This window comes from Caulobacter sp. HMWF025 (genome assembly GCF_003060965.1).
Lineage (GTDB): Bacteria > Pseudomonadota > Alphaproteobacteria > Caulobacterales > Caulobacteraceae > Caulobacter.
Genome location: NZ_QAII01000039.1, coordinates 1 through 14,155 on the forward strand (window position 1 = coordinate 1; position 14,155 = coordinate 14,155).

Annotated in this window: 11 protein-coding genes and 1 pseudogene; 3 read left to right on the top strand and 9 right to left on the bottom strand. The window is 68.7% G+C overall.

The genetic code is table 11. From position 1 onward, the window contains the following. From DBR10_RS05215 to DBR10_RS05225, 3 genes are all read right to left on the bottom strand, one after another. The coding region (locus DBR10_RS05215; RefSeq protein WP_146184186.1) for an outer membrane protein at positions 1–761 on the bottom strand (761 nt) is incomplete at its 3' end. Between the two features lie 294 nt (positions 762–1,055). Further along, entirely contained in the window at positions 1,056–2,846 is a 1,791-nt protein-coding gene (locus tag DBR10_RS05220) for a cation:proton antiporter domain-containing protein (RefSeq protein WP_108556189.1), read from the bottom strand. Between the two features lie 25 nt (positions 2,847–2,871). After that, the gene (locus DBR10_RS05225; RefSeq protein ID WP_108506043.1) at positions 2,872–3,129 is read right to left on the bottom strand and encodes a helix-turn-helix transcriptional regulator; all 258 of its coding nucleotides are present in this window, start codon (positions 3,127–3,129) and stop codon (positions 2,872–2,874) included. Positions 3,130–3,337: 208 nt separating this feature from the next. On the opposite strand from DBR10_RS05225, the gene DBR10_RS05230 reads away from it, so the two are divergent. From DBR10_RS05230 to DBR10_RS05240, 3 genes are read left to right on the top strand one after another with little or no spacing between them, the layout of a single operon-like run. After that, on the top strand, positions 3,338–4,900 hold the full coding sequence (locus DBR10_RS05230; protein ID WP_108556190.1) for a long-chain-fatty-acid--CoA ligase: 1,563 nt from the start codon (positions 3,338–3,340) through the stop codon (positions 4,898–4,900). An 18-nt stretch (positions 4,901–4,918) separates the two neighbouring features. After that, positions 4,919–5,341 carry a copper chaperone PCu(A)C gene (locus DBR10_RS20450; RefSeq protein WP_108506039.1) on the top strand — a complete coding sequence of 141 codons (423 nt, stop codon included), beginning with the start codon at positions 4,919–4,921 and terminating at the stop codon, positions 5,339–5,341. After that, on the top strand, positions 5,247–7,364 hold the full coding sequence (locus DBR10_RS05240; protein ID WP_108506040.1) for a M13 family metallopeptidase: 2,118 nt from the start codon (positions 5,247–5,249) through the stop codon (positions 7,362–7,364). The genes DBR10_RS20450 and DBR10_RS05240 overlap by 95 nt, the downstream gene beginning before the upstream one ends. Positions 7,365–7,428: 64 nt before the next feature. Here DBR10_RS05240 and DBR10_RS05245 read toward each other — a convergent pair. The 6 genes and pseudogenes from DBR10_RS05245 to hisS all read right to left on the bottom strand — a co-directional run. After that, positions 7,429–8,169: pseudogene (locus DBR10_RS05245) on the bottom strand (hypothetical protein); the annotation flags it as partial. Positions 8,170–8,348: 179 nt separating this feature from the next. Then, positions 8,349–8,837, bottom strand: a complete 489-nt coding sequence (locus DBR10_RS05250) for a hypothetical protein (RefSeq protein ID WP_108556192.1) — start codon at positions 8,835–8,837, stop codon at positions 8,349–8,351. Positions 8,838–8,883: 46 nt separating this feature from the next. Next, on the bottom strand, positions 8,884–9,909 hold the full coding sequence (locus DBR10_RS05255) for a glycoside hydrolase family 5 protein (protein WP_233243281.1): 1,026 nt from the start codon (positions 9,907–9,909) through the stop codon (positions 8,884–8,886). A 452-nt stretch (positions 9,910–10,361) separates the two neighbouring features. Next, positions 10,362–11,315: an ATP phosphoribosyltransferase gene (gene hisG / locus DBR10_RS05260; protein WP_108556194.1), complete on the bottom strand. Its 954-nt coding sequence runs from the start codon at positions 11,313–11,315 to the stop codon at positions 10,362–10,364. An 11-nt stretch (positions 11,316–11,326) separates the two neighbouring features. Beyond that, positions 11,327–12,466, bottom strand: a complete 1,140-nt coding sequence (locus tag DBR10_RS05265) for an ATP phosphoribosyltransferase regulatory subunit (protein WP_108506042.1) — start codon at positions 12,464–12,466, stop codon at positions 11,327–11,329. Next, positions 12,463–13,956: a histidine--tRNA ligase gene (gene hisS / locus DBR10_RS05270; protein ID WP_108556193.1), complete on the bottom strand. Its 1,494-nt coding sequence runs from the start codon at positions 13,954–13,956 to the stop codon at positions 12,463–12,465. The genes DBR10_RS05265 and hisS overlap by 4 nt, the downstream gene beginning before the upstream one ends. Positions 13,957–14,155: the final 199 nt, after the last annotated feature.

The window sequence follows — 14,155 nt, forward strand, 5'->3', positions numbered from 1 at the left end:
GAATAGCGCAGACCCACGGTCAGCGACTGGTCCTTGTACTGGCCTTCGAACGCGCCCGGCTGCAGGATGCCCGAACCCGTGGTCTGCCAGGCGTGGTCGACGCCGGCCAGATAGCGATAGGTGACGTCGAGCTTCAGCTTGTCGGTCGCCTTGATCGAGGCACCGGCGATGGCCTGCCACGAAACGGCGAGATCGTTGTCGTCGACGGTCAGGTTCTGGATCGCAACGTTGCCCGAGGTGACGGTGCCGACGCCGCTGAACTGGCCGAGGGCCTTCACGTCCAGGCGGTTGATGCCGATACCGGCCCCGACGAAGGGGTTCAGCCAAGCGTCCGGGGCGAAGTCGTACAGGACGTTCGCCATCACGGTCCAGGAGTCGATCGAGCCGTCCGGCGATCCGCAGGCGGGGGCCGCAGCGGTGCGGGTCACGCCAGGGGTGCAGAGGCCGCGCGGCTGCTGGCGCACGGCATTGCCGCGAACCGAGGTCAGGTCGCCGGGGCGATAGCCGCCTTCAAGTTCTGCACGCCAGTTCGGGCTGAACTGATAGCCGAGACGCACGAAGCCGGCCCAGTCGCGGTCCGAAGACCACGTCCAGTGATAGTGCGCGCTGTCAGGAGCGTTCAGGTCCGACTCGGTGCCGATGGCGGTCGGGAAGTGGTAGCCAAGATCAACCGCGCCATACCAGCCGGTCTCTTGGGCGGACGCGCCCGACGCGGCGCAAACCGCAGCCAGGGCGACTCCCGCCAGGAGTTTGAATTTCATATCAAGAGCCCTCTATTGCCCTGCTCCGGCCTGAAACGGCCGAGCTTTGTTATACCAAGGCGAACGTGCCGGGAAAGTGTCAGCAAAGCCACACTCGTCAGGTTTCGCTGACCTGGATTCCTCATCCAGGACGCTAAACAAGACCGCCCCGAGAATCAACTTCCGAGCGTAACGCCTGAATTTTCCGCAATCCGCGCCTATGGCAGTGGGTTCGCACGTGAATTCGCGGTGCGCAAGGCCCCGCCCTTCAAAAGATTCGGCCCTGGCCGGGAGGGCGGCGAACCGCCTGCCCGCTCATCGCAGGGTGGCGTCCCGGAGGCGCCGACGGCGCCCGCCCAGGGCGTCGGGACGATTGAGCGCCTTGCGGTATTCATCGCGACGCTCGTGAATCGAGGCGATGACCAGCCCCATGGGAACCCCGATATCGACCAGCACGGCTTCGGAGAGCTGCAGGCTGGCCTCAATGGTTTCGGGCACCGCGTCGGTCGCGCCCAGTTCATAGAGCCTGGCCGCATGTCGGGCATCACGGGCCCGGGCGACGATGGCCAGGTCCGGCCGGGCCTCGCGCGCCGCCGCCACTACCGCCTCTGCCGCTTCGGGCGCATCCATGGTCACCACCACCGCCCGTGCCGTCGCCAGGCCGCAGCGCTCCAGCAGTTCCAGGCGCGAGGCGTCGCCATAGTAGATCCGGCTGCCGTCGCGACGCCCCTGCTCGACCAGGCGGGCATCGCGCTCGACCGCGATCCAGGACAGGTCGTGGCGGCTCAGCATGTCACACACGAGCTTGCCCACCCGGCCATAGCCGACCACCAGGACCTGGCCCGAGGGCTCGGGGCCGACCCGGTCGGGACCACCCGCAGGGGCCTCGGCGGTCGGGGTCGCGGCGGCCTTGCGGCCCAGGCGTGCGCCGAGGGCGGCCAGGGCGGGGATCAGGAACATAGTCAGGGTCGCCGAGACCAGGACTGCCTGGCCGACGGCGCGGGGCACCACCTGCGCCCCGATGGCATTGTCGAGAATGACGAAGGCGAATTCGCCGCCGGCCGCGAGGATCAGGGCCGCCTCCGCCGAGGCCCGGCGGCCCAGGCGCATGGCCAGGCCCAGGCCGAAGACCATGGCCGCCTTCACCGCCAGCAGCCCCAGGGCGACGCCCAGGATCAGCACCGGCTTGGCCACCAGCAGTGACAGGTCCAGCCGGATGCCGAGCGAGACGAAGAACAGGCTCAGCAGCAGGCCCTTGAACGGCTCGATCTTGATCTCGACCTCGTGGCGGTACTCGGTCTCGGCCAGCAGGACACCGGCCACAAAGGCCCCGAGCGCCATCGACAGGCCCGACAGGGCGCTGACCAGGCCCGCGCTGATGATCACCAGCAGGCAGGCGGCCATGAACATCTCTTCGCTCTTGGCCCGGGCCACGGATTTCAGCATCGGACGCAGGGCCAGCCGCCCGACCAGGACGATGGCCCCCAGGCCGACGGCGGCCGGGGCCAGGGCGACGAGGTCGCGCAGGGCGAAGGTGCCGTCGCCGCGCCCGAGGATGGTCAGGGTGATCAGGATCGGCGCGACCGCCAGGTCCTGGAACAGCAGGACCGAGAAGGTCGCCCGCCCGCCTTCCGAATGCAGCCGCCGTCGCTCGGCGAGCACCGGCACGGCGATGGCGGTGGACGACAGGGCCAGCGCTGCGCCGATGGCCAGGGCGGCGACCGGCGGCAGGCCCAGCGCCATGCCCCCCAGGCCCAGCGCGACCGAACAGCCGAGCACCTGGGCCGCACCGAGCCCGAAGACCAGCCGTCGCATCAGCCGCAGCCGCTCCCACGACAGCTCCAGCCCGATCATGAACAGCAGGAAGACGACGCCGAACTCGGCCAGTTGGGCGATTTCGTCCGGGCTGTCGACGGTGACGTAGTCCAGCCACGGCGCATAGGGGATCAGGCGGCCCAGGCCGAAGGGCCCGAGGATCACGCCGGCCAGCAGGAAGCCGAGAATGGGATTGATCTTCAGCCGCTTGAAGATCGGCGCAACGATCCCGGCGGTCGCCAGAAAGAGGACCAGATCCTTGTAGTCCGACGGTGAAACTTCGCCCTGCACGCGCTCTCCAAGCCTCCCCCGACCGTCAGTGTTCCGTGCCGGATGCCCGCATCCGGACGCCCGCGCCGGCCTCGCCGGCCGGCAGCAGCAGAACGTCTCCGGTCTCAATCGCCGCCATCAACAGACGTTCCGTACTAAGATGCAACGCGTGACGGCCGGTTTCGAAGTCCTTGACCGTGCTGCGCGAGACCCCCGCCCGCTCGGCCAGCTCAGCCTGGGACCAGTTGAGCAGCCCGCGGGCAGCCCGGCACTGGGCGGGAAGCAGGGTCTTGGCGTTCGGCATGCGGCCCCCGTTCATGTCACCCATATTGGTTGATTAGGCCCAGATACTCGGCCAGGCAAGCAAGGCCCGGCGCGCCGGGGCTCAGCCGCCTCGTCGTCCGGGGCTCTGAGCGAGGTTCGATGATTTGGGGCCGCAGCCTGCCCGAAGCTTGACTGTATCGACGCTCCAACTAGCGTCGCAGGCCAATGACAGATGGCGGGGACGCGCGATGTTTGGCCTGACCGAGATGCTGAACAGCGCCGCCCGCGGCGGGCCAAACTCGCCCTCTACCACCTTCAACACGACGACGCGGACGTGGAGCCAGACGCAGGCGCGTGTGGCGCGGCTGGCGGGCGGCCTCGGCGCCATGGGCGTTCAGCGCGGCGACCGGGTCGCCATCCTGGCGCTCAACAGCGACCGCTATACCGAGTTCCTCTCGGCCGTCTGGTGGGCCGGTGCCGTGGTCGTGCCGATGAACATCCGCTGGACCGCAGAGGAAAACGCCTACTCGCTGCGAGACAGCGGGACCCGCGTCCTGTTCGTGGATCGCGCCTTCGCGAGCGTCGCGGCGGCGTGCCGGGCCATGTGTCCGGACCTTGAGCAGGTGGTGTGGAGTGACGACGGCCCGGCGCCGGAGGGCCTGCGCCACTACGAGGACCTGATCACCGCCCATGACCCCGCGCCCGACGCCGGGGCCGGCGGGGAGGATCTGGCGGGCCTTTACTATACGGGCGGAACGACGGGCTTCCCCAAGGGGGTGATGCTTCCGCACAGGGCGCTTTGGTACAACAACCTGGTCTGCGCCATGCTGCTGGGCGTCGGACCAGACGATGTGGTCCTGCACGCCGCCCCGATGTTCCACATGGCCGACAGCTGCCTTGGCGGAGGGGCATCGATCATGGGCGCCACCCATGCCTATGTTCCCAGGTTCGACGCCGAGGCGGTCATGGCCGCGATAGAGACGCGCGCCGTTACCCACACGGTGATGGTACCCACCATGATCGCCATGCTGCTGCAGCATCCGGCGTTCGACACGGAGCGGCTGCGGTCGCTGCGCGCGATCGGCTACGGCGGCTCGAGCATTTCGCGGGGTGTTCTGGCCGAAGCCCTCGTCAAGCTGCCCCATGTTCGCTTCGTGCAGATCTATGGCCAGACCGAGATGGCGCCGGTCATCACCGCCCTGCCGCCCGGGGACCACGTTCTGGAGGGACCGCGCGCCGTCCGGCTTGCCTCGGCGGGACGGCCCGCCCCGGGCTGCGAGGTCCGCATCGTCGACGAGGCCGGGGTCGATGCCGCGCCCGGCGAGGTGGGCGAGATCATCGCCCGAAGCCCTGGCGTGATGCACGGCTACTGGAACCAGCCCGAGCAGACCGCCACGACGATCCGCGACGGCTGGGTGCATACCGGCGACGGCGGCTATCAGGACCCGGACGGCTACATCTTCATCGTCGATCGCCTGAAGGACATGATCGTCACCGGCGGCGAGAACGTGTTCAGCGCCGAGGTCGAAAGCGCGATCTCCACCCATCCGGCCGTCGCCCAGGTCGCCGTCATCGGCGTGCCGTGCCCGCGCTGGGGCGAGCAGGTTCACGCCATCGTCGTGCCCCGCCCGGGCCATGCGCCCACCCAGGACGAGGTCCTGGCGCACTGCGAGCCGTTGCTGGCCAACTACAAGCGGCCGCGCGGCGTCACCTTCCGCATCGAAGCCCTGCCGCTGTCGGGCGCGGGCAAGGTCCTGAAGCGCGAGCTGCGCGCCCCGTTCTGGGACGGGCAGACCCGCAATGTGAACTAGCGCCCCAAGCGGCGGGCTTTGCGTCGCCAGGACGCCGGGGTCGAGATCCCCGCCGGAGCGCGCGTCGACTTCGCCCCGGACGGCTATCACTTCATGCTGCGGGGTCTGAAACAACCTTTGGCAGCGGGGCAAAAAATACCCGTAACACTGGTCTTCGATCTGGGCCGTCAACTGACGGTCCAGCTTGCCGTAAGGACAACTGAACCTCAGGCTGCACAAGGCACTCCGGCCGGGCATGCCCACCACCAATGCGGCGGAATTCGGCTAGATGACAAATTTGTAAGGGAGCGTTTTTTCCCCGGCGAGGCAGATTGCCGCCAGCTCACACCAACGGATGCCCATTTCAATGAAACGAGTTTGGTTCGCTGCGGCCGCGTCTGCGGCTCTGTCCCTCTCTGCCTTTGGCGCGCAAGCGTCCGATCAGCACCCCTGCCTGAATGACGCCTGCACCCTCCAGTCGCTGCTGCCGGCCCTCGCCGAAGGCGCGACGGGCGAGGCGACCTCGCTGGAATCGCCCCGCTACGGCACCTGGGGCTTTGATATCGCGGGCATGGACACCTCGGTGAAGCCCGGCGACGACTTCTACAAGTTCGCCAGCGGCGCCTGGGACGCCAAGACGACGATCCCGTCGGACCGCACCCGCTACGGCAATTTCGACAAGCTGTCGGAGCTGTCGGAAGCCCGCACCAAGGCGATCATCGAAGCCGCCGCCGCCAATACCGCCGCCACCGGCGACACGGCCAAGGTCGGTGCCGCCTATCGCGCCTTCATGAACGAGGCCCAGATCGAGGCGCTGGACGCCAAGCCGATCGCGCCCTGGCTGGCCGGCATCCGCAAGGTCAAGACCAAGGACGACTTCACCGCCCTGATGGGCACCAGCCCGGTCACGCCCTATGCCAGCCTGATCGGCCTCGGCATCTCGACCGACGCCAAGAACCCCAAGGCCTATGCGGTCTATTCGTCGACCGGCGGCACCTCGCTGCCCGACCGCGACTACTATCTGGACGCCAAGTTCGCCGACAAGAAGGCCGCCTATCTGGTCTATGTCGAAAAGATGCTGACCCTGGCCGGCTGGGACAAGCCCGCCGAGAGCGCCAAGGCCGTGGTCGACTTCGAAACCCGCCTGGCCGAGGCCTCGTGGACCCGCGTCGAGCGTCGCGACCGCGACAAGACCTACAACCCGGTCGATCTGGCCGGCCTGCAGGCGCTGACCCCCGGCTATGACTGGAAGCGTTACCTGGCCGGCACCGAGCTGCCCAAGATCGACCGCGTCATTGTCACGACCAACACCTCGTTCCCGAAGTTCGCCAAGATCTATGCCGAGACCCCGCTGGACACCCTAAAGGCCTGGCAGGCCTTCAAGGTGACCGACGGGGCGGCCCCGATGCTGTCGAAGCGCTTCGTCGACGCCAGCTTCGAGTTCCGCAACAAGACCCTGTCGGGCCAGCCCGAACAGCGCCCGCGCTGGAAGCGTGGCGTCGGCATGGTCAATGGCGTGCTCGGCGAGGCGGTCGGCAAGGACTATGTGGCCAGCTACTTCCCGCCCGAGTCCAAGGCCAAGATGATCGACCTGGTCGGCAACATCCGCAGCGTCCTGAAGGTCCGTATCGACAATCTCGACTGGATGAGCGCCGAGACCAAGGTGAAGGCCCAGGACAAGCTGGCCAAGTTCACCGTCAAGATCGGCTATCCCGACACCTGGCGTGACTATTCCAAGCTGGAGATCAAGGACAACGACGCCTATGGCAACGCCCAGCGCGCCGGCATCTTTGAATGGCGCCACGACGTCGAGCGTCTGAACGGCCCGGTCGACAAGACCGAGTGGGGCATGACCCCGCAGACGGTCAACGCCTACTACAACTCGGTCAACAACGAGATCGTGTTCCCGGCCGCCATCCTGCAGGCCCCGTTCTTCCATCCGGACGCCGATCCGGCCGTCAACTACGGCGGCATCGGCGGCGTGATCGGTCACGAAATCGGCCACGGTTTCGACGACCAGGGCCGCAAGTCCGACGGCGACGGCGTGCTGCGCGACTGGTGGACCCCGGCAGACGCTGCCCAGTTCAAGGCCCAGGCCGACAAGCTGGGCGCCCAGTACTCGGCCTTCGAACCCCTGCCCGGCATCAAGGTCAACGGGGCCCTGACCATGGGCGAGAACATCGGCGACATGGGCGGCCTGGCCTTCGGCCTCGATGCCTACCACGCCTCGCTGAAGGGTCAGCCGGCTCCGATCCTCGACGGCTTCACCGGTGACCAGCGCGTCTATCTCGGCTGGGCCCAGGTGTGGCGTCAGAAGACCCGCGACGACGCCCTGAAGCAGCAGGTCGCTAGCGACCCGCACTCGCCGGCCTATTACCGCGTCAACGGCACCATCCGGAACCAGCCGGGCTGGTACAGCGCCTTCGACATCAAGCCGGGCGACAAGCTGTATGTGGCTCCGGAAGAGCGCGTGAAGATCTGGTAGGTCGACACGCCTGAACGACACGAAGGGCCGCCGGGACACCGGCGGCCCTTTTTGCATCCGCCGGTCAGAAGGGCGGGTTGGGGTAGCTCAGGCCGTCGGTATGCGCCGCCGGGCTGCCGGCGGTGACGGCGGCGAAGATCGCCGCGCCGACCGGCGAGTCCGCCAGGATGCGCGACAGGACCAGGGTCCCGACCAGCACGGCGATCGTCCACAGCCAGGCCGGATGCGGCCGCCCCCGCACCCGCCAGTCGCGCACGATCCCGATCAGGGGCACAATCACCGCCACGCCGGTCGCGATCTCGAACGCAAAGGGCTTGAGGAAGGGCATCGGCAGGATCCGGCCGAAGCCCGGCCCCATCAGCAGGGTGAAGGCCCCGATCTGCAGGCGCGGATGCCAGTCGCGGTTCTTGCGCAGGATCACCGCCGCGACGAACAGGCCGAACGCCCCCAGCATCGTCGCCGGGTTGGCCAGCACGAAATGCTGCGGCTGGAAGAAGAACGGCACGCGTCCGGCGCGCGCGGCGGCGAAGGTCACCAGCGGCCCGAGCACCAGCATGGCCAGCATCCAGACCACGGCCACGGCGCCCAGCGTCCGGTGCAGCTTCACCCCGCCGCCTGCCGCCAGCCAGGCCTGGGAGACGAGGATCGCCACCCAGCCCATGAACACCACCGCGTGCAGGTGCACGACCAGCGGTGCCCCGAAGCTCGAGCGCCCCATGACCAGTTGCAGGACGAAGCCCGCAACAAGGATCACGGCCATGGCCGTGATTGTGGTTCGGAAAAAGGCCCGCTCGCGCGCGGGCGCCAGGTCGGGTGTCGTCGTCATGCTCGCCCCCAGCGGGGCGCGGCGACGGCCGCTCGCCCCTTTTGAAATAACCGCGTTACCCCGCAGCCATTGACCATGACATCGCTACAGTCGTCCAGAGGGCGGGCGCTGACCGGCCAGAGGCTGTTCCCGTCCGCGCCGCGCCGACTGGAAAGCCCCTACTCCAGCTGCACCTTGGTCACATAGAAGGGCTTCGCGCCCTCGGCCTGGGCCTGCCAGGCGAAGCCGTCGACGGTCTGGTTGTCGGCCCCGATATCCTTCAGGGGTACCTCGACAATGGCCCAGGTCTTGACCTTGGGCTGGATGACGAAGGGCTTCTCCACCAGCTTGCCGCCGATCGAAGCCTTGACCATGATCGTCTGGCCGCCGTCGACGCCACCGTTGACATAGAAGGTCAGCTTGCTGAAGCCGGCCATCGAGATCGGCGCATGGTGCAGTACCAGGGCGCTCCAGGGGCCGCCCTCGACCTTGATCGGCTTCACCGAGCCGGCCGGAGCCGCCAGCTGCACCGTCGCCCAGCTCCAGTTCTGCCAGTCGTTCTGCAGGCCGTCATCATACAGGACCAGGGGCTTGACCTGCGCCAGGGCCGGTCCGGCCAGGACCGCCAGCGACAGCGCTGCCATCACGCCACGACGTGTCAGTTTCATCTCTCTCCTCCCAAGGATAATGCGCTTGTTGTCCGGGTAGCGATGATCAGCCGCCGGATTTTCCCAGCAGGGCGTCGCGGATCGGTGCGACCCAGACCCGCTTCTGCTCGTCCCAGACCCCGAAGCCGCCGTCCCAGTACCAGTAGGCCCGGGCAAAGCTGCGGCGGTCGGCGGCATCGGCCACGGCCTTCGTCCAGCGAGCCCGGTCTTCGAGCTTGCCGCGCAGGTTGTAGGCCCCGAACTCGCCCAGCAGGATCGGCCGGTCCTGGGCCTGCGACCAGGCGCTGACCTTGTCGAAATCGCCCTCGATAGCGGCGATCTCGGCCGGCTGGCCCTGCCAGCGCACGCCGCTGAGCTTTTCGACATTGGGCGGGGCCCAGTTGGCGCCCTGATGGGTGAACTCGAAGGGGCTGTAGTAGTGGAAGGTCGCGATCAGGTGGCGGTCCGCGTCCGGCAGCTTGAGATTGGGCAGCTCGGCCAGGCTGTTCCAGCTGACCGGTCCGACGATCAGGTTGCGGGTCGGGTTGGTCTTGCGGACGATGCCGATCAGGTCCGGCAGCCAGCCGTTCCAGATCACCGAGTCGATCTTGCCGTGCGGCTCGTTCAGCAGCTCGAACACCACCTTGTCGGACGCGCCCTGATAGCGCTCCGACAGCTCGTACCAGGTATTGGCCAGCTTGACGGCGCAGGCATCGACATCGGCCGCGCAGGCCTCGAAGTCGTGTTCGTCGATGATCACCGTGAGGCCCTGGGCCTCGGCCTCGGCCACGACCGCGTCGAGGCGCTTGAGCCAGGCCGGATCCAGCCGCCCCTCGGCGCTCAGGAACGGGAAGGTGAAGACCGCGATCCGCGCCGTCCTGAAGCCGGCCTCGCGCGCCAGACGGAAGTCTTCCTTCAGCCGGAAGGTGGTCGGCTCGCCGCGCCAGTAGGGATCATAGCCGCCGAGGATATTGATGCCCGGCCCCATGGCCGCGACCTGGTCCCTGGCCGAGATCTCGGCCCGGGCCGGTGTTACCGCTACAAATCCAGCCAGAGCCAGGATCCACAGGCCGGCAAGCCATCCACGCATCATACGGTTTCCCCCGATGGTCTTCTGGATGCGGCACACAGCGGCATCCGGGGCCGCTCACGGCGGCACCGGATTAGAGAAACCATTTTTTGTTTATGACGGCAACGCCCCGCAGACCACCGCAGCGGCTTTTTGACGACTTCGTCAATTTAAGGAGACAGGGCCCAGATACACCAAACCCGCCGCGGGGGATAATCGCGACGGGCTGGCTATTTTCTCGATCATTCGATCTAGGCGGGCGTTTCCTCCCCGAAACGCCGAAGAGATTGAGCGCTCTTATGGGCTCGTTTGTCTCTTGCAAGGGCTAGAAACGTCAAAATCGTGACTGTGTCAACGCACGAAAACCCATTTCAGCAACGGGTTGAGCGAAATTTTGACGAGATTGGCGTAGTTTGGACCCAAGGGTCAAACTTATCACCGTTCTCTCAGCACTTTTTTGACAGTAGAGTCAAAACTTACCAACCCAACCGGGCCGACAGCTGATCGAGCACCTTCGAGCGGGATTCGAACACATAGTCCGGACGCGACACGGTCACCGGCTCGACCCCGGCCTCGGCCAGGGCGGCGGCGGCGTCGAACAGGTCGGCCGTGGCCAGCAGGGCCCCGTTGGCGCGGCGCGAGCCGCCCCGGGCCACGAAGCCGGCGACGGCGGCCTGGGCGGCCTCATCCTGCTCGGCGGGCCAGACCAGGGTGGCCAGGGTACGAGCCCGGCCCTTGGCCTCGACCACCGCCAGCAGCCGCTGCAGCGAGGCCAGCTGCACCGGCGACCAGCCGGCGACCAGCGAGGCGGTCAGCTGGGCCTGGCTTTTCAGGATCACGCCGTCCGACAGGATCTTCAGGCCGTTGGCTGCCAGGGTCGCCCCGGTGGTGGTGATGTCGACGACCAGCTCGGCCACGCCGGCGGCCGGCGCCCCCTCGGTGGCACCGCTGCTCTCGACGATGCGGTAGTCGGCCACCCCGTGGCGGGCGAAGAAGGCCCGGGTCTGGGTGACATATTTGGTCGCCACCCGCAGGCGGCGGCCGGTGCGGGCCAGATGGGCGTGCCCGACCGCGTCGATATCGGCCATGGTCTCGACATCGAGCCAGCTCTTGGGGGCGGTGACCACCAGATCGGCGCGGCCGAAGCCCAGGGCCCGCAGCAGCATCACCCGGCTGTCCATATCGTCGCCGCGCTCGCGCAGCAGATCCTCGCCGGTGACGCCCAGGTGCAGTTCACCCGCATCGAGGCCGGCGGCGATGTCGCCGGCCGACAGCAGCCGCACCGACACGCCCGGCAGGCCCGACAGCTCGGCGCTGTAGCCGCGCGCCCCGCCGGTCATCTCCAGCCGGAAACCGCAGTCCGCCAGCCAGGCCTCGACCTGCTCCTTCAGACGCCCCTTGGACGGAATGGCGAAGATCATCGGAGTCATTTCGGTCGCGCTCATTCGCCGCCTCCCGCATAGGCCCGGGCCGGACGGACCATGCAGCCCACCGCGCCCGAGCGGGTCTCTGCCCCCAGACGGGCCGGCAGGCCGTCATAGCGACCGCCGGCCGCCACCGGACGGTCATCGCCGAGGGCGGCGCTGCGCACCTCGAACAGGAAGCCGTCATAATAGCCGAACACCCGGCCGAAGGCGGCGGCCAGGGTCATGCGGTCCTCGGGCACGCCGCGGGCCACCAGACCCGCCAGCCGGGCCCGCCAGGCTGCGAGCGCCGCATCCAGCCCCGCGCGCCGGGGACCGGCCAGGGCGGCGATGGCGTCGAGGGCCGCGCCCGGACGATCGCTGACGCCCAGGAAGGCCCGCACGGCGTCGGCCTGCTCCGTCGTCAGACGACCGGCCTCGGCGGCCTGGGCCCGTTCGACCAGGCGGTGGGCGATCTCGGCCGGGCGACGCCCGCCGACCGGCTCGATGCCCGCCAGCGACCACAGCTCCTGCAGCACGGCCGAGGCCTCGCCCTCGGGCAGGCCGGCCAGCAGGCTGGCGATCTTGCTCTGGCCCTCGCCCAGCGGCTGTCCGGGGGCCGGAGCCCCCTCCAGCTCGGCCTTCAGCTGACGCGGCCGGGTAAAGGCGCGCTTCAGCCGCGCGGCCAGGGGCGCAGCCAGGTCGAGGCTGTCGACGAAGGCCCCGAACAGGCCGACATCGCCCAGCATCAGGCTGAGATCCTCGCGCCCGCCGGCCGCCACCGAGGCCCAGGCCAGGGCGGCGATCTCGGCATCGGCGGCGACGGGGTCGCCCGCCTCATAGGCCTCGAGCCCGATCTGCAGGAACTCCTCGGCCCGGTCGCTGCCGCGCGGGGCGACGCGGAAAGCCTTGCCGTCATAGAGATAGCGCCCCGACGCCGCGCCGCTGTCGAGGTGGACGCGGGCGATGGCCACGGTGAAGTCGGGCCGCAGGCACGCTTCCTCGCCGCCGTCGCCGGAGACCACGAACAGCCGCGAGCGCATGGCCTCGCCGGCCAGGTCGAGCAGCAGGCCCAGCGGCTGCAGCACCGGCGCGTCGGTCAGCACCGCCCCGGCGGCGGCGAAGGGGGCGCGGATGGCCTCCAGCGCGGCGGCGGGGATCGAACGTTCAAGTCTCATTGGCCACCTGCGATGATCTTGCGGACCGCAGCCACCAGCTCGCCGCGCGGCAGGGTCTGCTGGCCCGGACGCTCGGCCTTCCAGGCGGCATTGTCGGCCACCCCGGCCGCCAGTTCGCGACCCAGATCCAGATCCTTGATCGTGACAGTGCCGGCCGCGATCTCGTCGCCGCCCAGCATGATGGCCGCCGGAGCCATGCGCCGGTCGGCATATTTCATCTGCGGCCGCATGCCCGAGGTGCCCAGATAGACCTCGGCAGCGATGCCGGCGTTGCGCAGCTCGCCGGCCACCGCGAAATACTCGCCCATATGGGCCTGGTCGAAATTAATGATGACGACGGGTCCGCGCGCCGTGCCGCCCGGCTCGCGCCCGGCCGCCCGCAGGGCCGCCGCCAGCCGCGACACCCCGAACGAGAAACCGGTGGCCGGGGTCTGCTGGCCGGTGAACCGCGCCACCAGATCGTCATAGCGCCCGCCGCCGCCGATCGAGCCGAAGCTGACCTTGCCGCCCTTCTCGTCAGTGGTGGACAGCAGCAGCTCGGCCTCGAACACCGCGCCGGTATAGTACTCGAGCCCCCTGACGATCGAAGGCTCGAACATCGCCTGGTCGTCGGCCACGCCCAGGCTGGTCAGGGCCGCGTCGATCAGGGAGAGCTCCCTCAGCCCCTCGTCGCCCTCGGCCGACCCGCCGATGACATTGGCCAGATTGGCCAGGGTCGCCGCCCGGCCACCGGCTCCGGCCTGGACAAAGTCGACCACCGCATCGACGGCCTTGCCGACCAGGCCCGCGCCCTTGGTGAAGGCCCCGCTCTCATCCAGACGCCCCTCGCCCAGCAGCAGCCGCACGCCCTCGACGCCCAGCCGGTCCAGCTTGTCGACGGCCCGCAGCACGGCCAGCTTCTGGCCGCCCGTCTCGACCCCGGCGGCGGTCAGAAGGCCATTCAGCAGCTTGCGATTGTTGATCCGCAGCACGGCCGAACCGCACGGCAGGCCCGCCGCCTCCAGCCCCGCCACGGCCATGGCGATGATCTCGGCATCGGCCTCGGGCCGGGCCGAGCCGACGGTGTCGGCGTCGCACTGGATAAACTCGCGGAAGCGGCCAGGGCCGGGCTTCTCGTTGCGCCACACCGGCCCGTAGGCATAGCGGCGGAACGGCTTGGCCAGGGTCTCCCAGTTCTGCGCCGCAAACCGCGCCAGCGGCGCGGTCAGGTCATAGCGCAGGGCCATCCACTGGTCGTCGTCGTCCTGCAGGGCAAAGACGCCCTCATTGGGACGGTCGCTGTCGGGCAGGAACTTGCCCAGGGCGTCGGCATATTCAAACGCCCCGGTATCCAGCGCCTCAAAGCCGTGCCGCTCATAGACCGCCGACACCGCCTCCAGGATGGCGCGCTCGGCGCGCAGGTCACGGGCCCGCTTGTCGGCAAAGCCGCGCGGCGCGCGGGCTTCGGGGCGGAAGGTCTGGGTGTCGGAGGTCGTGGAAGAGTCGGGCATCGTCGGTCCTTAGGCAATCAAGGCTTCGACGGATGGCGCTTGGCTCAAGCCCCATCCGCTAGGCGGGGCTCAGGCAGGGGGCTGGCTGTTTAGAGCGAGCGGACCCGGCCGATCCCGCGAGGCGAGGTCGGATGGTGGTGGCGGCCGTGATGGTGCGGCGTGCGGGTCATCGGCGGGGGCTATAGCCTAGCGGGAGGGG